Source organism: Ramlibacter sp. 2FC (assembly GCF_005503345.1).
Taxonomy (GTDB): Bacteria; Pseudomonadota; Gammaproteobacteria; order Burkholderiales; family Burkholderiaceae_C; genus SCMQ01.
Genome location: NZ_SCMM01000040.1, coordinates 26,995 through 44,517 on the forward strand (window position 1 = coordinate 26,995; position 17,523 = coordinate 44,517).

General features: G+C 69.9%; 14 protein-coding genes and 2 pseudogenes. 9 read left to right on the forward strand and 7 right to left on the reverse strand.

The window, feature by feature from the left end; all coding sequences use genetic code 11:
• Positions 1 to 163 precede the first annotated feature (163 nt).
• Both rpsU and FFS10_RS16480 read left to right on the forward strand, forming a co-directional pair.
• Positions 164 to 376, forward strand: coding sequence for a 30S ribosomal protein S21 (gene rpsU, locus FFS10_RS16475; protein ID WP_007833691.1), 213 nt, complete (start codon positions 164 to 166; stop codon positions 374 to 376).
• 92 nt (positions 377 to 468) lie between these two features.
• Positions 469 to 930: a GatB/YqeY domain-containing protein gene (locus tag FFS10_RS16480; protein ID WP_137895567.1), complete on the forward strand. Its 462-nt coding sequence runs from the start codon at positions 469 to 471 to the stop codon at positions 928 to 930.
• A 33-nt stretch (positions 931 to 963) separates the two neighbouring features.
• On the opposite strand, the gene pmbA is transcribed toward FFS10_RS16480, so the two are convergent.
• On the reverse strand, positions 964 to 2,334 hold the full coding sequence (pmbA, locus tag FFS10_RS16485; RefSeq protein ID WP_137895568.1) for a metalloprotease PmbA: 1,371 nt from the start codon (positions 2,332 to 2,334) through the stop codon (positions 964 to 966).
• A 53-nt stretch (positions 2,335 to 2,387) separates the two neighbouring features.
• Here pmbA and yjgA point away from each other — a divergent pair, with 53 nt between their 5' ends.
• The gene (yjgA, locus tag FFS10_RS16490) at positions 2,388 to 3,044 is read left to right on the forward strand and encodes a ribosome biogenesis factor YjgA (protein ID WP_137895569.1); all 657 of its coding nucleotides are present in this window, start codon (positions 2,388 to 2,390) and stop codon (positions 3,042 to 3,044) included.
• Positions 3,037 to 3,642: a molybdopterin adenylyltransferase gene (mog, locus tag FFS10_RS16495; RefSeq protein ID WP_137895570.1), complete on the forward strand. Its 606-nt coding sequence runs from the start codon at positions 3,037 to 3,039 to the stop codon at positions 3,640 to 3,642. The genes yjgA and mog overlap by 8 nt, the downstream gene beginning before the upstream one ends.
• A 29-nt stretch (positions 3,643 to 3,671) precedes the next feature.
• Here mog and cysE read toward each other — a convergent pair whose 3' ends face one another.
• Positions 3,672 to 4,445, reverse strand: a complete 774-nt coding sequence (gene cysE / locus FFS10_RS16500) for a serine O-acetyltransferase (RefSeq protein ID WP_137895571.1) — start codon at positions 4,443 to 4,445, stop codon at positions 3,672 to 3,674.
• A gap of 31 nt (positions 4,446 to 4,476) precedes the next feature.
• Positions 4,477 to 5,200 (reverse strand): annotated as a pseudogene (locus FFS10_RS16505) (RNA methyltransferase).
• A gap of 108 nt (positions 5,201 to 5,308) precedes the next feature.
• Here FFS10_RS16505 and FFS10_RS16510 point away from each other — a divergent pair.
• Entirely contained in the window at positions 5,309 to 6,202 is an 894-nt protein-coding gene (locus tag FFS10_RS16510) for an inositol monophosphatase family protein (protein ID WP_137895572.1), read from the forward strand.
• A gap of 17 nt (positions 6,203 to 6,219) precedes the next feature.
• Here FFS10_RS16510 and FFS10_RS16515 read toward each other — a convergent pair whose 3' ends face one another.
• Both FFS10_RS16515 and FFS10_RS23865 read right to left on the reverse strand, forming a co-directional pair.
• The gene (locus FFS10_RS16515) at positions 6,220 to 7,263 is read right to left on the reverse strand and encodes a response regulator (protein WP_137895573.1); all 1,044 of its coding nucleotides are present in this window, start codon (positions 7,261 to 7,263) and stop codon (positions 6,220 to 6,222) included.
• A 133-nt stretch (positions 7,264 to 7,396) separates the two neighbouring features.
• A pseudogene (locus tag FFS10_RS23865) lies at positions 7,397 to 9,331 on the reverse strand (MASE4 domain-containing protein); the annotation flags it as partial.
• 169 nt (positions 9,332 to 9,500) lie between these two features.
• On the opposite strand from FFS10_RS23865, the gene mutS reads away from it, so the two are divergent.
• From mutS to FFS10_RS16545, 3 genes are all read left to right on the forward strand, one after another.
• Entirely contained in the window at positions 9,501 to 12,152 is a 2,652-nt protein-coding gene (gene mutS, locus FFS10_RS16535) for a DNA mismatch repair protein MutS (protein ID WP_249931325.1), read from the forward strand.
• A gap of 5 nt (positions 12,153 to 12,157) precedes the next feature.
• A complete protein-coding gene (locus tag FFS10_RS16540) occupies positions 12,158 to 12,985 on the forward strand; it encodes a proteasome-type protease (RefSeq protein WP_137895574.1) in 828 nt (275 codons plus the stop codon).
• Positions 12,986 to 13,170: 185 nt separating this feature from the next.
• Positions 13,171 to 13,974, forward strand: a complete 804-nt coding sequence (locus tag FFS10_RS16545) for an alpha/beta hydrolase (protein WP_137895575.1) — start codon at positions 13,171 to 13,173, stop codon at positions 13,972 to 13,974.
• 12 nt (positions 13,975 to 13,986) lie between these two features.
• Here FFS10_RS16545 and FFS10_RS16550 read toward each other — a convergent pair whose 3' ends face one another.
• Both FFS10_RS16550 and pedF read right to left on the reverse strand, forming a co-directional pair.
• On the reverse strand, positions 13,987 to 14,871 hold the full coding sequence (locus tag FFS10_RS16550) for a substrate-binding periplasmic protein (RefSeq protein ID WP_137895576.1): 885 nt from the start codon (positions 14,869 to 14,871) through the stop codon (positions 13,987 to 13,989).
• A gap of 51 nt (positions 14,872 to 14,922) precedes the next feature.
• Complete coding sequence (gene pedF / locus FFS10_RS16555) at positions 14,923 to 15,402, reverse strand: cytochrome c-550 PedF (RefSeq protein WP_137895577.1); 480 nt, start codon at positions 15,400 to 15,402, stop codon at positions 14,923 to 14,925.
• Between the two features lie 283 nt (positions 15,403 to 15,685).
• Here pedF and FFS10_RS16560 point away from each other — a divergent pair.
• Positions 15,686 to 17,523 (forward strand): sigma-54-dependent Fis family transcriptional regulator (locus FFS10_RS16560; RefSeq protein WP_137895578.1); only part of this gene is annotated, 1,838 nt, incomplete at its 3' end.

Genomic DNA, 17,523 nt, shown 5'->3' on the forward strand with positions numbered 1-17,523 from the left:
TGAACACAGGCGCAGTAAGGCTATAATCTTGGGCTTTGTGGCATTGCCCCGTCGGCCAAATACTAGTTAAAGTCGATATAGACGGGGAAAATCCGCCGCGTATGGCCCAGGGCCCGATCTTCCCTGCGACCCTCTGGCGGCACAATTTGGAAAACATTCGCTAATGACCACCATCCGCGTGAAAGAAAACGAGCCGTTTGACGTCGCCCTGCGTCGCTTCAAGCGCACCATCGAGAAGCTCGGCCTGCTGACCGACCTGCGTGCCCGCGAGTTCTACGAGAAGCCCACCGCCGAGCGCAAGCGCAAGAAGGCTGCCGCCGTCAAGCGCCACTACAAGCGCGTGCGCAGCATGCAGCTGCCCAAGAAGCTGTACTGATCGCAGCGGCTTCGGCCCCTCAGCCCGCGCCAGGGACGCCTCGCGCGGGTTTTTGTTTTTTCCTGCCCTCCAACGCCCCCAAGGAGCAAGCCATGAGCCTCAAGGACCAGATCACCGAAGACATGAAAGCCGCGATGCGCGCCAAGGACAGCGAGCGCCTGGGCACCATCCGCCTGCTGCAGGCGGCGATCAAGCAGAAGGAAGTCGACGAACGCATCACACTCGACGATGCCGCCGTGGTCGCCGTGGTCGACAAGCTGATCAAGCAGCGCAAGGACAGCATCGCCGCCTTCACCCAGGCCGGCCGCCAGGACCTGGCCGACAAGGAAGGCGCCGAGCTCGCGGTGCTGCAGGCCTACCTGCCCGCGCGCCTGTCGGCCGAGGAAGTGGCAGCCGAGGTCAAGGCCATCGTGGCCGAGCTCGGCGCTGAGCTGGGACGCACGGCCGGACCGGGCGACATGGGCAAGGTCATGGGCCTGGTCAAGACCCGCCTGGCGGGCAAGGCCGACATGGGCCAGGTCTCGGCCGCCGTCAAGGCCGCGCTCGCCGGCTGAACCCGCCTGCGGGCCTGACTTGCCCCCGGGACCTCAGCTGCCGGCGACCGTCATGCGGTTGACCAGCACCGAGCCCACGGTCTTGGCGCCGTAGTTGTAGGCGTCTGCGCCGACGGCCGCTATGCCCTTGAACATGGCCTTGAGGTTGCCGGCGATGGTGATCTCGTGCACCGGGTAGGCAATGCGGCCGTTCTCGACCCAGAAGCCGCTCGCGCCGCGCGAGTAGTCGCCGGTCACGTAATTGACGCCCTGGCCCATGAGCTCGATCACGAACAGGCCGGTGCCTAGCTTCTTCAGCATCTCGTCCAGGTTGTCGCCGGCGCGGGTCAGGCGCGAGCGCAGTGTGAGGTTGTGCGATCCGCCGGCATTGCCCGTGGTCTTCATGCCGAGCTTGCGCGCCGAATAGCTGGACAGGAAGTAGCCTTCCACCCGGCCGGCCTCGACCACCTTGCGCGCGCGCGTGCGCACGCCTTCCTCGTCGAACGGGGAGCTGCCCTTGCCGCGCTTGACGAACGGGTCCTCGGCAATGTCGATGTGCTTGGGAAAGACCTGCTTGCCCAGCGAATCGAGCAGGAAGCTGCTCTTGCGGTAGAGCGCGCCGCCACTGGTGGCCTGCACGAAGCCGCCCAGCAGGCCGGCGGCCAGCGGCGACTCGAACAGCACCGGGCATTCGGTGGTGGGAATCTTGCGGCTCTTGAGGCGACTGAGCGCGCGCTCGGCCGCGTAGCGGCCCACGGCCTCGGCCGAGGCCAGCTCGTCGGCGCTGCGCATCGAGCTGTACCAGGCGTCGCGCTGCATGTCCTCGCCCTTGCCCGCGATCGGCGCCACCGACAGGCTGTGGCGCGAGCTCGCGTAGCCGCCGCGGAAACCGCGGGTGTGGGCGCTGAAGAAATGGCTTTGCTGGGCCGAGACGCCCGCGCCCTCGCTGTTGGTGATGCGCCGGTCGGTGGCGAAGGCCGCGGCCTCGCAGGTCTTGGCCAGGCGCGCCGCCTCCTCGCTGGTGATCGGCCAGGGGTGGAACAGGTCCAGGTCTTGGTGCTCGGTCGCGATGTCCTCGGCCTCGGGCAGGCCGGCCACCGGGTCTTCGGCAGTGAAGCGCGCGATGTCGTAGGCCGCCTGCACGGTCTGCTCGATCGCGGCGCGCGAGAAATCGGAGGTGCTGGCATTGCCGCGGCGCTGGCCCAGGTAGACCGTCACGCCCAGCGACTTGTCGCGGTTGCGCTCCACCGTCTCGAGCTCGCCGCAGCGCACGCTGACCGAGAGGCCGCAGCCCTCGGAGGCCTCGGCGCCGGCGTCGCTCGCGCCCAGCTTCTTCGCATGCGCGAGCGCGCGGTCGACCAGGTCTTCGAAAAAGGCGCGGCTGTAGCTGAAGCCGCTTTGGGCACGGGAGGCAATTTGCGTCATGGTGCCGGCTATGATACTTGCCGTCCCGCGACCCGTCTGCCCCGACCATCTCCATGTCCCGAAAACCCAAAAAAGGCTATTACGTCCGAGGCCACTTCGTGGCCGAGGGCAGTGAACTCGACCTGGAGCTCAAGCGCGAGCTCAAGGGCAGCGACGAGCCCAGCAAGACCGACCTCAAGCGCGAGAGCGCCGAGCTGCAGGCGCTGGGCGAGGAGCTGCTGGCCCTGCGCGCCGACCTGATGGCGCGGCTTCAACTTTCCGACAAGCTGACCGAGGCCCTGGCCGAGGCGCGGCGCATCAGCAACTTCGAGGGCAAGCGCCGCCAGATGCAGTTCATCGGCAAGCTGATGCGCCAGCTCGATCCCGAGGCCATCGCCGCGGTGCGCGCCGCGCTCGACGAGCAGCGCCTGGGCTCGGCACGCGATACCCTGGCCCTGCACCAGGCCGAGCAGTGGCGCGACCGCCTGATCGCGCAGGAGGAGGCCTTCAGCGATTGGATGCAGGCCTTCCCCGGCACCGACAGCCAGCAGCTGCGCGCCCTGGTCCGCCAGGCGCGCAAGGACGCGCCGGCACCCGACCGGGCGGCCGAATCCAAGGGCCTGGCGCCGCGCCAGGGCCGCGCCTACCGCGAGTTGTTCCAGCTGGTCAAGGCGCAGCTCGGCGCAACGGGCAGCACCGCGAACGACGACCAGGAGCCCAGCGATGAATGAGACCACGAGCTTCGATGCGGTCAAGATCGGCATCGTCTCGATCAGCGACCGCGCCTCCAGCGGTATCTACCCCGACCAGGGCCTGCCCGCGTTGCAGGACTGGCTCACGCGCGCGCTCAAGAACCCGATCCAGTTCGAGCCGCGCCTGATCCCCGACGAGCAGGGGCGCATCAGCGCCACGCTGATCGAGCTGGTGGACGCCGGCTGCGCCCTGGTGCTGACCACCGGCGGCACCGGCCCGGCGCCGCGCGACGTGACGCCCGAGGCCACGCTGGCCGTGGCGCACAAGGAAATGCCGGGCTTCGGTGAGCAGATGCGCCAGATCAGCCTGCGCTTCGTGCCCTCGGCCATCCTGTCGCGCCAGGTGGCGGTGATCCGGGACAAGAGCCTGATCATCAACCTGCCCGGCCAGCCCAAGTCCATCGCCGAGACGCTGGAGGGCCTGAAGGACGCCGCGGGCCAGCCCCTGGTGCACGGCATCTTCGCCGCCGTGCCCTACTGCATCGACCTGATAGGCGGGCCCTACCTGGAGACCCACGACGCGGTCTGCCAGGCCTTCCGGCCCAAGAGCGCCGTGCGCGCGCCCAAGTCCAGCTGAGAGCGCCAGGGACCGGCGCGCCCGCCGGCCTACTTGCCGACCAGCTGGTTCAGCTTGGCGGCCTCGAAATGCTCCTCGCGCGCCGCGTCGCGCGGCACGCATTCCGCCTGCGGCTGACCCGTCGACAGCTTCTCTATGGCCTGCCACAGCAATGCGATCTGGTGCTCCTGGCTGGCCGCGTTGTCGATCAGGCCGCGCATGGCCTGGGACAGCGGGTCGTCGTTCTGCGTCACGCCATAGGCCGAGAAGCCCATGCGCGAGGCCGCAACCTCGCGCTTGGCGTCGGCTTCGGCCTCGATGATGCGCGCCGGATTGCCCACCGCCGTGGCGCCGGCCGGCACCGGTTTGGTCACGACCGCATTGGAGCCGACCTTGGCCCCGTCGCCCACGGTGAAGCCGCCCAGCACCTTGGCGCCGGCTCCAATCACCACGTCGCGGCCCAGGGTCGGGTGGCGCTTGGCGCCCTTGTAGAGCGAGGTACCGCCCAGCGTGACGCCCTGGTAGATGGTGCAGCCGTCGCCGATCTCGGCCGTTTCGCCGACCACCACGCCCATGGCGTGGTCGAAGAACACGCGCTCGCCGATCTTCGCGCCGGGGTGCAGCTCGATGCCGGTGAGCCAGCGCGAGACATGGGAGATGAATCGCCCCAGCCATTTGAGGCCGTGCGTCCAGCACCAGTGCGCCGGCCGGTGCAACCAGATCGCGTGCAGCCCCGGGTAACAGGTGACCACCTCCCAGGCGCTGCGCGCGGCGGGGTCGCGGTCGAGGATGCACTGGATGTCGGAGCGGAGGCGGGCGAACATGGTTGCTTCTTGTATCTGCTGGGGCTGCAGTCTATCGGTTTGGCCGCCGGGCCGCCTCGCTCATGGCCTTGGCGACACCTCTGAGGATGTGGATTTCCTCCTGCGTGAGCTGGGCGCGGTTGAACAGCTGGTTCAGCCGCGGCATCAGCTTCTTGGGCGCCGCCGGATCGAGAAAACCGATCTCGGTCAGCGCGCTCTCCCAGTGCGCCAGCATGCCGGCCAGCTGCTGGGCGTCGGCCAGCCGCGGCACGGCCCTGGCCGGCTGCACGGCGAAACCGCCCAGCGCCATGCGCCATTCGTAGGCGATCACCTGGATCGCCGCGCCCAGGTTCAGCGAGCCAAACTGGGGATGGGTCGGGATGCTGAGCGCCACATGGCAGCGGTAGACGTCCTCGTTGGCCATGCCGAAGCGCTCCGAACCGAACAGGAAGGCCACCGAGTGTTCGCCTGCGGCCAGCGCCTCGAAATGCGGGCGCGGCGCCACCGTGGGCGGGCCGAAGTCGCGCGGCGTCATGGCCGTGGCGCACAGGTGGGTGACGCCGTCCAGCGCCTCGTCCAGGGTCGCGACCACGCGCGCGCGCCAGCAGGTCCTCGGCGCCGCTGGCGCGCTGCATGGTCTCCTCACGCGTCAGCACGTCGGGCCAGCGCGGCGCCACCAGCACCAGGTCGTCGAAACCCATGACCTTCATGGCGCGCGCGGCGGCGCCCACGTTGCCGGCATGGCTGGTGTTGATCAGGATGAAGCGGGTCTGCATCGGTCTGAATGGGCCACAAGGAAGGCCGGGCGGGTAAAATCCCCCGATTGTCGCCGCCCGCATCGCCGGGACGGCCCCCGAACCCTGCGGCCTGCTCTTCCCTACAAAATGTCGTCCAATCTGCACCCCATGCTCAACGTGGCCATCAAGGCCGCCCGCGCCGCCGGCGCCATCATCAACCGCGCCGCGCTGGACGTGGAGGCCGTGCGCGTGTCGCAGAAGCAGGTCAACGATTTCGTCACCGAGGTGGACCACGCGAGCGAGCAGACCATCATCGAGACCCTGCTCACCGCCTACCCCGGCCATGGCATCCATGCCGAGGAGTCGGGTCGCACCCACGGCGACCCCAAGTCCGACCATGTCTGGATCATCGACCCGCTGGACGGCACGACCAACTTCATCCACGGCTTCCCGGTCTACTGCGTGAGCATCGCGCTGGCCGTGCGCGGCAAGATCGAGCAGGCCGTGATCTACGACCCCAGCCGCAACGACCTGTTCACCGCGACCAAGGGCCGCGGCGCCTACCTCAACGAGCGGCGCATCCGTGTGAGCAAGCGCACCCAGCTGAACGAGAGCCTGGTCTCCACGGGCTTCCCGTTCCGCAAGGGCGACAACTTCAAGCTCTACCTGCGCATGATGGCCGACGTGATGCAGCGCACCGCCGGCCTGCGCCGCCCGGGCTCGGCCGCGCTGGACCTGGCCTATGTGGCGGCCGGCTTCACCGACGGCTTCTTCGAGACCGGCCTGCAGCCCTGGGACGTGGCCGCCGGCTCGCTCCTGGTCACCGAGGCCGGCGGCCTGATCGGCAACTTCACCGGCGAGGCCGACTTCCTCGAGCAGAAGGAATGCCTGGCCGGCAATCCGCGCGTCTATGGCCAGCTCGTGAGCATCCTGGGCAAGTACAGCAAGTTCGCCAGCGCCGGCGACAAGGCCGCCGTGCGCCAGGCCGCGGAGACGGAAGCGGACGACGAGGAAGGCCCGGAGTACGGCAGCGACGCCTGAGCGCCGCCCGCCGGACCTCAATCCGGAAACAGTTCCCCAGCCAGTTCCCCGAGCAGCCTGACCGCCGTGGCATGGTCGGGGGCCTGCACCGCCGCAGCCAGCGCCTGCATCCGGCGCGGCGCGGCCGGGCCAGCCAGCGCCGCGAAGCGCTCGAAGGCCAGCACCGCATCGGTGTCGCCTGCGCGCAGCAGCGCCATCAGCCGACGGCAGGCGGCCTGTAGCGAAGCCACGCGAGACGGATCGAGGGGCGCGGCGGCCGAAGGTGCCATCGCCGCGTCGATCTGCGCCACCAGCTCGCCCAGGGTGACGCGCAGCGCTGCCAGGGGCAGCTGCAGCACGGCTTGCGACTGTCCCTGGCGGATCAGCGTCTCCACGGCCTGGGCATGCTGCTCGAGTTGCGGCGCGCCTATCGTGGCCGCCAGCCCCCTGAGGGTGTGCGCAGCCCGCTCGGCGCCCGCCGCATCGCCCTGCCCGAGCGCCGCCACCACGGCGTCCGGCACCCCGCGCTGCGTCTGCGCGAACTGCTGCAGCAGCAGTCGGTAGCGCTGCCGGTTGCCCAGGCAGCGCCGCAAGCCTGCGGCCATGTCGACGCCGCCGAGCTCGGGCAGCACGTCCGCGTCGTCGGCCGCACCCTTGTCCGCCAGGGGCGACGGCCGTGGCGCCGGCGCGCCGACATGGCGCCCCAGGGTCGCCCAGAGCACGGCCTCCTCGATCGGCTTGGCGACGTGGTCGTTCATGCCGGCGGCCAGGCAGGCGTCGCGGTCGTGTTGCATCGCGTTGGCGGTCATGGCGATCACCGGCAGCTTGGCAAAGCGTGGATTGCGCCGCAGCGCGCGCGTGGCCGCCAGCCCGTCCATCACCGGCATCTGCATGTCCATCAGCACCGCGGCATAGAAGCCGTTGGCCGACGCGTCGAGCATGTCCAGCGCCACGGCGCCATCGGGCGCCACATCCACCGCCACGCCACCGGCCTCCAGCAGCCCGCTGGCGATGGTCTGGTTCAGCTCGTTGTCCTCCACCAGCAGCAGGCGCAGGCCGGCGAAGCGTGCAGATTCGTCCACGGTGGGCGTGCCGCCCGGCCCCAGCGCATTCGCCGGTCCCCCCCCCGTTGCGCTGGCTCAGTGCCTCGACCAGGGCGTCGAACAGGATGGACGGGCTGACCGGTTTGATCAGCACATGACACATGCCCACCGCCTGGGCGCTGCGCAGCGCGTCCTCGCGACTGCGGCCGGTGATCAGCACCAGCCTGGGCCAGATGCGCAGCGCCATCGCGTTGATGCGCCTGGCCACCTCGATGCCGTCCATCTCGGGCATCTGCCAGTCCAGCGTCACCGCGTCAAAGCCCTGGCCCGCGTCGTCGGCCCGGCGTAAGGTATTGAGCGCCACGGGCCCGCAATCGGCCTCGGCGACCCGGAAACTCATGCCCGCCAGCGCGCGGGCGATCGCAGCGCGCGCGTGCTCGTTGTCGTCGACCACCAGCACCCGCTTGCCGCGCAGATGTGCGGCGGGCAGCAGCGCGCGCGGCTGGCGCGTCGACTTCTGCAGGCGCAGCGTGAGCCAGAAGGTGGCGCCCTGGCCCGGGGTGCTTTCGACCCCGACGCTGCCGCCCATCAGCTCCGCCAGGCGCTTGGAAATCGCGAGCCCCAGGCCCGTGCCCCCGTAGCGGCGCGTGGTCGAGCTGTCGGCCTGCTGGAACGAATGGAACAGGCTGGCGACTTGCTGCGTCGACAAGCCGATGCCGGTGTCGCGCACGGCGCAGCGCAGCAGCACATCGCTCGGCCCCTGCTCCAGCACGCACACGCTGATCGAGATCTCGCCGTGCTCGGTGAACTTGACCGCGTTGTTGGCAAAGTTGACCAGGATCTGACCGAGCCGCAGCGGGTCACCGACCATCCGCTTGGGCACCGCGTCCTCCACGTCGACCACCAGCTCCAGACCCTTGGCCGAGGCCTTTTCCTGGACCATGTCGGTGATGCCGGCCAGCACCTGCTCGAGCTCGAAGTCGATCGCCTCTATATTGAGCTTGCCGGCCTCGATCTTGGAGAAGTCCAGCACGTCGTCCAGGATGCCCAGCAGGTGGCGGCCGGCGCGCAGCATCTTGTCCAGGTAGTCGCGCTGGCGCGCGTCCAGAGCGCTCTTGGCCACCAGCTGGGCCATGCCGAACAGCGCGTTCATCGGGGTGCGTATCTCGTGGCTCATGTTGGCCAGGAACTCCGATTTCATGCGCGTGGCGTCCTGCGCGGCACGCTTGGCGCGCTGCTCGCTCTCGTTCGCCGCCACGAGCCCTGCGTACAGGCGCCCGTTCTCTAGCAGCAGCACGACCAGCACCAGGCTGGCCGCCACCAGTCCATAGGCCCGTCCGGCGTAGAACCCCAGGTCGAAACGGCCACCGTTGAGCACGGCGGCCAGGGCGATGTCGAAGGTCCAGGCGCACAGCGTGACCATCAGCCACAGGTCGAGCACCGAAAGCCCGCGCCGGCGCCACAGCAGCCACAGGGCCAGCACGCCCATCAGCCAGGAGCCGGTCTGCACGACCAGCTTGCCGGGTGCATAGCGCTGGCCCTGCATGATGACCGGCAGCGCGTCGTGCCCGGCCGTGGTCAGCAGGGCCAGCGCTGCGACCGCGGTCGCGACGGTCGCCACCGTCGCGACCACCACGGTGCGCGTGGACATCCGGCTGACCACAGGCCGCCCCGCGAGCAGGGGCAGGCGCCAGGGGCCGCTGAGCAGGGCGTAGCCGATCACCAGGACGGGGAAGCCGCCATGCCATAGGTAGTACAGCCAGGCCGTGGTCTGCGGGCCTCCGGTCAACAGGCCCTGCGGCGCGAACAGGCCAGGAAAGCTCAGCGTATGGGCCACGGCCATCAGCGCACTGAACAGGTAGGCCGCAGCCAGCACCACCAGGGCGCGCGAACGCAGGATGGCGAACTGCCCGAACAGCAGCACGGCGGTGATCAGGTCGTTGATGACCAGGGCCGACTGGTAGATGGGGATGAAGGCCGGCACCGGCAGCAGGGGGAGCTTGGCGAAAGGCACGGCCAGCAGGAACAAGGCCGCCGAGACCAGGACCACCGCCAGGGCCAGACGCCGCACGCCGGGACTGGCTGGCAGCGTGGACAAAAATGCCATGGATGCACGCGCCGGTTCGGCCGCCGGTTCACTCGTCACGCCCTGTACCCCTTGTTCTTGCCCGCAAGATGGGCCTTGTTTTGTAACAATTTAACGGGTTTCCCGGGACGGCGCAAGAACAGGGCCACGGATGCCGGGTGCGCCGCGCCGGCTTTGGGACAATAGCCGCATGCGTTCCGACCTTGCCCCTCCCGTGACTGAATCGCTCAAAGACCATACGCCCATGATGCAGCAGTACCTGGCCCTGAAAGCCGGGCACCCCGACACCCTGCTGTTCTACCGCATGGGCGATTTCTACGAGCTGTTCTACGCCGACGCAGAAAAAGCCGCCGAGCTGCTGGACATCACGCTGACGCGGCGCGGCCAGTCGGCCGGCCAGCCGGTGGTCATGGCCGGCGTGCCCTTCCATTCGATGGAGGGCTACCTGGCCCGCCTGATCAAGCATGGCGAGTCGGTCGCGATCTGCGAGCAGGTCGGCGATGTCGCCACCGCCAAGGGGCCGGTCGAGCGCAAGGTGGTGCGCGTGGTCACGCCCGGCACGCTGACCGACAGCGAGCTGCTCGGCGACAAGACCGAGTCCATCCTGCTGGCCGTGCACCAGGGACCGCGCAACGCCTGCGGCCTGGCCTGGCTCAGCGTCACCCAGGGCGAGCTGCAGCTGGCCGAATGCGCGCCCGACGAGCTGGCCGACTGGATCGAGCGCATCGCGCCCAGCGAGCTGCTAGCGAGCAGCGAGGTCACGCCGGCCTTCGAGCAGCGCCTGAAGGCGCTGCGTGTTTCCTCGCGCGCGGCGGGCCTGGCGCTGACGCAGCGCCCCGAGTGGCAGTTCGACGCAGCCCTGGGCCAGCGCAAGCTGCTCGAACAGCTGCAGGCCGCCAGCCTGGCCGCCTGGGACGCCGAGGCCCTGCCGCAGGCCCATGCGGCAGCGGCCGCCCTGCTGGCCTATGCCGAACACACCCAGGGCCGCGCCCTCTCGCATGTGCGCCAGCTGCGCGTGCAGCGCAGCGACGAGCTGATCGAGCTGCCGCCGGCCACGCGGCGCAACCTGGAGCTGGTGCAGACCCTGCGCGGCGAGGACGCGCCCACGCTGTTCTCGCTGCTGGACAGCTGCATGACCGGCATGGGCAGCCGCGCTCTCAAGGCCTGGCTGCTGGCGCCGCAGCGCGACCGCAGCCAGGCCCGCCAGCGCCTGCAGGCCATTGCCGCGCTGCGCGGCGACAGCGGGGCAGGGCCCTGGCACCGGCTGCGCAGCCAGCTCAAGGGCAGCAGCGACGTGGAGCGCATCACGGCGCGCATTGCGCTGCGCCAGGTGCGGCCGCGCGAGCTCGTGGCGCTGCAGCTGTCGCTGCTCAGGGCCGAGCAGCTAGCCCCCCAGCTGCCCGGGCCCGAGGGACTGCTCGGCGAGCTGGCGCGCCAGCTCGAGCCACCCGCCGGCTGCGCCGCCCTGCTGCAGCGCGCCATCATGGAGGAGCCCGCGGCCCTGGTCCGCGACGGCGGCGTGATCGCCCTGGGACTGGATGCCGAGCTCGACGAGCTGCGCGCCATCCAGACCAACTGCGACGCCTTCCTGCTCGACCTGGAGACGCGCGAGAAGGCGCGCACGGCAATAGCCAACCTGCGCGTGCAGTTCAACAAAGTGCACGGCTTCTACATCGAGGTCACCCAGGGCCAGCTCGACAAGGTGCCCGGCGACTACCGGCGCCGCCAGACGCTGAAGAACGCCGAGCGCTTCATCACGCCCGAGCTCAAGGCCTTCGAGGACAAGGCGCTCTCCGCCCAGGAGCGCGCCCTGGCGCGCGAGAAATGGCTGTACGAGCAGCTGCTCGACCAGCTGCAGCCCTTCGTGCCCCGGCTCACTCAGCTGGCGCGCGCGCTGGCCGCGCTGGACGCGCTCAGCGCCCTGGCCGAGCGTTCGCTGACGCTCAACTGGTGCGCGCCGCAGTTCGCCCTGGAGCCCTGCATCGAGATCCGCCAGGGCCGCCACCCGGTGGTCGAGGCGCGCCTGGCCGAGACCTCGGGCGGCAGCTTCATCGCCAACGACTGCGTGCTGGGGCAGCGGCAGCGCATGCAGGTCATCACCGGCCCCAACATGGGCGGCAAGTCGACCTACATGCGCCAGGTCGCGCTGATCGTGCTGCTGGCCTCGATCGGCTCCTACGTGCCGGCCGCGAGCTGCCGCCTGGGTCCGATCGACGCCATCCACACGCGCATCGGCGCGGCCGACGACCTGGCGAATGCGCAGTCCACCTTCATGCTCGAGATGACCGAGGCCGCGCAGATCCTGCACGGCGCCACCCCGCACTCGCTGGTGCTGATGGACGAGATCGGGCGCGGCACCTCGACCTTCGACGGCCTGGCGCTGGCCAGCGGCATCGCGGCCCAGCTGCACGACAGGACCCAGGCCTTCACGCTGTTCGCCACCCACTACTTCGAGCTCACCGAGTTCCCGGCCAGCCACCATGCCGCGGTGAACGTGCACGTGAGCGCGGCCGAATCGGGCCACGACATCGTGTTCCTGCACGAGATCCAGCCCGGCCCGGCGAGCCGCAGCTACGGCATCCAGGTGGCGCGCCTGGCCGGCATGCCGGCCGCCGTGCTGAACCATGCGCGCCACGCGCTCGGCGCGCTGGAAGCCGGCGCCAGCCAGAGCCGGGCCCAGGTCGACCTGTTCGCCGCCCCGCCCGCCGCCGAGGGCGCGGGGCCGAGCCTCGTAGAATCGGCGCTCGAAGGCATCGACCCCGACGCCCTGAGTCCGCGCGACGCGCTGGACGCCCTCTACACCCTGAAGAAACTGCTGGCCAGCCAGGGCCCGCGCTCCTGAAAGCCATGACCTACTGCGTCGCCATCAAGCTCAACGCCGGCCTGGTGTTCCTGTCCGACTCGCGCACCAACGCGGGCCTGGACCAGATCAACACCTTCCGCAAGATGATCGTCTACGAGAAGCCGGGCGACCGCTTCATGGTGCTGCTGTCGGCCGGCAACCTCTCGATCTCGCAGTCGGTGCGCGAGATCCTGCAGGTCGAGCAGGTCAAGGACCCCGAGAGCGGCGAGCCGATCACGATCTGGAACGCCAGGAGCATGTTCGACGCGGCGCGCGTGCTCGGCGCCGCCGTGCGCCATGTGCACCACCGCGACGCCGCCGCGCTCAAGCAGTCGGGCGTGGAGTTCAATGTCTCGCTGATCTTCGGCGGCCAGATCCAGGGCGAGGGCATGCGCCTGTTCCAGGTCTACTCGGCCGGCAACTTCATCGAGGCCACCTCCGAGACGCCCTACTTCCAGATCGGCGAGTCCAAGTACGGCAAGCCGGTGCTGGACCGCGTGATCACGCCCGACACGCCGCTGGACGAGGCCGCCAAATGCGCCCTGGTGTCGATGGACTCCACGCTCAAGTCCAACCTCTCGGTCGGCCTGCCGCTGGACCTGGTGGTCTACGAGGCCGACCGCCTGCAGACCGACCGCGTGGTCTGCATAGACCACGACAACCCCTATTTCCAGATGCTGCGCAACAGCTGGGGACGCCGGCTGCGCGAGGTCTTCGACAGCATCGAGGACCCGGCCTGGGAAGGCGGCGCGACCCAGGTGCCGCTGTGCATCGACTCGCCGGCCTGCCGGCCGCTGAAGAAGATCACCAACCCCAAAGAAAAACTGATCTGACGCATGTCGCCCCCACGCTCGGCACGTTCGTGTCCTCGCTGCCCCCCTAGGGGGCCTTCGCACCTTGGGGCGACGCTGCGCAGCGTGGTGCGCGCAGCTGTACAGTGCAGCAGCGTCAATGCCGCCCTTCGCCTGGTTCGCTTCGCAGACCAACGGCTACGGGCGGCCCGGCGGCGCTCAACCCCATGGCCCTGATCGTCTTCTCGCACGCCAACAGCTTCCCCGCCGGCACCTACCGCGTCCTGTTCGAGCAGCTGAGGAGGCGCGGCTTCCAGCTGCGCGCGCTGGACAAGTTCGGCCACGATCCTCGCCTGCCCGTCACCAGCAACTGGCCGCAACTGGTGCAGCAGCTGGCCGAGTTCGCCGAGCGCGAGACCGCGCGCGCCGGCGAGCCGGCCTTCCTGGTCGGTCATTCGCTGGGCGGCTTCCTGAGCCTGATGTGCGCGGCGCGCCACCCGGCCCTGGCGCGCGGCGTGCTGCTGATCGACTCGCCGCTGCTGGGCGGCTGGCGCGCCACGGCGCTCGGCATGGCCAAGCGCACCCAGCTGGTGGGCGCGCTCTCGCCCGGCGCGGTGAGCCGCAAGCGCAGGAACGCCTGGCCCAGCGCCGAGGCCGCACTCGAGCATTTCCGCCACAAGAAGGCCTTCGCGCGCTGGGACCCGCAGGTGCTGGCCGACTACATAGCGCACGGCACGCACGACGCCGACGGCCGGCGCGTGCTGAGCTTCGACCGCGACATAGAGACCGCGATCTACAACAGCCTGCCGCACAACCTGGACCGCCTGCTCGCCCGCCATCCGCTCAAGTGCCCGGCGGCCTTCATCGGCGGACTGCAGTCGGCGGAAATCGGGCAGGTCGGCATGGCGATGACCCAGAAGATCACGCAGGGCCGCATCAGCATGCTCGACGGCAGCCACCTGTTCCCCATGGAGCAGCCGCTGGCCACCGCAGCCGCGATCGAGGCAGCGCTGCGCAACCTCGGGGCCTGAGCGGCTCCGGGCTCAGGGCGCGAGCGGCGTGAGCCCGTGTTCGCGCCAGATGCCGGCCAGGGTGCCGTCCTCCTGCAAGCCCTTCATCGCCAGCGCCAGGGCCTGCGAGAGCTGGGGCTGGCCGGACTTGATGGCCAGGCCCACGGCCCAGCCCTTGGGCGGGGTGCCGGGCAGCGCGGCGGGCTCGACCAGGTAGTCGCCGGCGTCAGCCAGGCCCTTGAGCGCGAACTCGGCCTGGGCCTGGGTCACGTAGGCCGCCGGCCAGCTGCCGGCGACCACGCCGCGCGCCGCCTCCAGGCCCGAGGGCAGGAGCCGGACCGCGGCGCGAAAGCGCCCGCCGCCGTAGCCGAGCAGCGCGCCCGCCGCGGCAGTGCCGGTCTCGGCAGCCAGGGGCAGCCCGTCCAGCGCCATGGCGCCGAGATCGGCACGCGAGGGCGTGCCACGGCTGAGCCACACCAGCCGGTGGCGGTAGTAAGGCATCAGGAACTCGACCTGCCGCGTCTGCGCGATCAGCTGGCGATCGATCGGCACCTGCATCATCAGGTCGGCCGGTCCGTAGCCGAGGTAGTGGCCGCGCCAGACCATGTTGCGCAGGTCGTCGCCCATGTTCTCCCCGGCATCGAAGGGCAGCCACTGCACGGACAGGCGCATGCGCTCGGCCAGGGCCTGGGCCAGGGCCGCGTCGATGCCGCGCACGCCCTGCGCGCCACCGTCCGAGAACGGCGCGTGGTGGCGGTACAGCGCGACCTTGAGGCTGCCGCGCTCGCGGACCTCGGGCAGTTCGGCCCTGGCCCGGCCCGCGGTCAAGGCCGCTGCGGCGCCGGCCAGCAGCAGCTGCCGGCGCGCCAGCCCCGCCGCGCGCGGCAGCGTGCCGGTGGTCTGTATCGATGGCTTCATGTCGTCTCCTTCGCTGGTCTTGTCTTCAGGGTCTGCGCAGCCCGGGCAGGTTCAGGGCTCGCGGCGCGATTCGAGGTAGGTCTTGATGGCCCACACGGCCTCCTGCGACAGCACGCCGTCGAAAGGCGGCATGTAGACCCGGCCGTCGCGCGTGCGCCCATGGCGCACCGTGGCCGCGAAGTAGTCCTGCATCTCGGCGTAGCAGGCCTTCTTCTTGGCCGCGTCGGCCATGCCCACGCAATCCGTGTCGAACTTGCGCAGGTCGGGCGCGACACCGCCCGATATCGCTTCCAGGCCGTGGCAGCGCGCGCAGTTCTGGTTGTAGGCCGAGGACCCGATGCGCCTGGCTTCCGCCTGGGCCGGGCCTTCCGCATAAGGGTTGCTCTCGCGCCACTGGCTGCCCAACTGCGGCAGCGTGTGGGTGTCCACCGCTTGTGGCGTGACATCGCCGTGGGCCTGCGCGAGCAGGGGCGCGGCGAGGACCAGGGCGGTCAGCAGTCGATGAAGGCGCTTGGTTGAGGTCTGGGACATGGGGCACCGTATGTTGAGAGTTGACACAGATGCCCCTTCTCTGCAATTGCCGTGCCCGCGCTGCCCGGCGCGCAATGCCCCGCCGGCTGGCAAAGATATTGCTCCGTCTGTGACATACGACTTAACATGTGATGCAAAAATGAGCAATGACACGGGTTCCACCCCAGGGGATGCATCACCGTCGCCGTTGGCGTCCGAATGGACCCAAGCACCGCTCAACGAACGCCTGCAGTTGCCCGACTGGCTGGCGGACGGCGAGCAGGGGGCGACCAGAGGAGACGACATGATAGAGACACCGAAAGCCATCGGTGAGCGGGCCGCCTGGCCTGCGGCCGAGCCGGTTTCGGACGAGCACCAGGGACTGATCGAGGCCTCCTGGCAGCGCTCGCGCAAGGCCGGCCTGCAGCCCGGCATGGACCCCGACTTCACGGGCGCCAGCCCCAGCCACGTGAAGTCGCTGCTGGACGAGAGCCACCAACTCGGCACCCTGGCCTACCCCGTGCTGGAGGCGCTGTACGAGCAGATCGCCAACACCCACAGCATGGTGGTGCTGACCGATGGCGAGGGCCGCATCCTGCATTCGCTGGGCGACGACAGCTTCCTCGCCCAGGCCGAGAAGGTGGCGCTCAAGCCGGGCGTGGACTGGTCCGAGGCCGCCAAGGGCACGAACGCCATCGGCACGGCGATCGCACTGGGCAGCCCGGTGACCGTCCATGCCGACCAGCATTACCTCAAGGCCAACCACTTCCTGACCTGCTCCAGCACGCCCATCTTCAGCCCCCGCGGCACCATCGTCGGCGTGCTCGACGTGACCGGCGACGCGCGCGGCTACCACCGCCACACCATGGCGCTGGCCCGCATGTCGGCCCAGATCATCGAGAACCAGATCTTCTCCGAGACCTTCCAGGACACCGTGCGCCTGCATTTCCATTCGCGGCCGGAATTCATAGGCACGCTGTTCGAGGGGCTGGTGGCCTTTTCCCAGGGCGGGCGCTTTCTGGCGGCGAACCGGGGCGCGCTGTTCCAGCTGGGCCAGGACCCCGCGGGCCTGCAGCGCCACAGCCTGTCCTCGCTGTTCGGCATGTCGATGGACGAGCTGATCGACCGTTGCCGCTCCGCCTCGCCGCAACTGCTGTCGCTGGCGCTGCCCAACGGTGTCACGGTGCGCGCACGCGCCGACATCCGGCCGCAGCTGCTGTGGCAGGTGCAAGGCCTGTCCTCCGGCCCCGGCCAGAACCCGTCGGCGCCGACGGCGGACGCCGCCTCCGCGTCGTCGGTTGCCGCGCAGCGGCGCGAGCAGATGTCCAGCCTGCGCTACCTCGACACCGGCGATCCGCAGGTGGCCGCGACGCTGCAGAAGCTGCGCCGCGTGCAGGGCTGCGACATTCCCATCCTGATCCTCGGCGAGACCGGTGTCGGCAAGGAGCTGCTGGCCAAGGCCATCCACAACGACTCCGCCCGCGCGCGCCACCCCTTCGTCGCGGTGAACTGCGCCTCCATCCCCGAGAACCTGATCGAGGCCGAGCTGTTCGGCTACGAGGAAGGCGCGTTCACCGGCGCCCGGCGCAAGGGCGCCGCGGGCAAGGTGCAGATGGCCAACGGCGGCACGCTGTTCCTCGACGAGATCGGCGACATGCCGCTGACGCTGCAGACCCGCCTGCTGCGCGCGCTGCAGGAGCGCGTGATCTCGCCGCTGGGCTCCAACCGCAGCATCCCGGTCAACTTCGCCCTGATCAGCGCCACCCACCGCAACCTGCGGCAGATGATCGCCGCGGGCCAGTTCCGCGAGGACCTCTATTACCGCCTCAACGGCCTGGCGGTGCGCCTGCCCGCGCTGCGCGAGCGCACGGACCTGGACGCCATCGTCAAGCATGTGATGAGCTCGGGCTGCGAGGGCGGCGCCGGCAAGCGCCTGTCCGAGGAGGTGCAGCGCCTGTTCGCGTGCTACCCCTGGCCCGGCAACGTGCGCCAGCTGAGCAATGTGCTGCGTACGGCCTGCGTGCTCTCGGGCAACGAAGCCCTGATCCGGCTCGAGCACCTGCCCGACGACTTCGTCGAGATGGCCGACCTGCAGGCCGAACCGGCCCGCCCGGCCCAGGCGCCCTCCGCACCCGCGGCGCC

Bases quoted from the DNA above. Each gene is read 5' to 3' on its own strand.
- rpsU (WP_007833691.1), top strand. From the start codon at position 164: ATGACCACCATCCGCGTGAAAGAAAACGAGCCGTTTGACGTCGCCCTG.
- FFS10_RS16480 (WP_137895567.1), top strand. From the start codon at position 469: ATGAGCCTCAAGGACCAGATCACCGAAGACATGAAAGCCGCGATGCGC.
- pmbA (WP_137895568.1), bottom strand. From the start codon at position 2,334: ATGACGCAAATTGCCTCCCGTGCCCAAAGCGGCTTCAGCTACAGCCGC.
- yjgA (WP_137895569.1), top strand. From the start codon at position 2,388: ATGTCCCGAAAACCCAAAAAAGGCTATTACGTCCGAGGCCACTTCGTG.
- mog (WP_137895570.1), top strand. From the start codon at position 3,037: ATGAATGAGACCACGAGCTTCGATGCGGTCAAGATCGGCATCGTCTCG.
- cysE (WP_137895571.1), bottom strand. From the start codon at position 4,445: ATGTTCGCCCGCCTCCGCTCCGACATCCAGTGCATCCTCGACCGCGAC.
- FFS10_RS16510 (WP_137895572.1), top strand. From the start codon at position 5,309: ATGTCGTCCAATCTGCACCCCATGCTCAACGTGGCCATCAAGGCCGCC.
- mutS (WP_249931325.1), top strand. From the start codon at position 9,501: ATGCGTTCCGACCTTGCCCCTCCCGTGACTGAATCGCTCAAAGACCAT.
- FFS10_RS16540 (WP_137895574.1), top strand. From the start codon at position 12,158: ATGACCTACTGCGTCGCCATCAAGCTCAACGCCGGCCTGGTGTTCCTG.
- FFS10_RS16545 (WP_137895575.1), top strand. From the start codon at position 13,171: ATGGCCCTGATCGTCTTCTCGCACGCCAACAGCTTCCCCGCCGGCACC.
- FFS10_RS16550 (WP_137895576.1), bottom strand. From the start codon at position 14,871: ATGAAGCCATCGATACAGACCACCGGCACGCTGCCGCGCGCGGCGGGG.
- pedF (WP_137895577.1), bottom strand. From the start codon at position 15,402: ATGTCCCAGACCTCAACCAAGCGCCTTCATCGACTGCTGACCGCCCTG.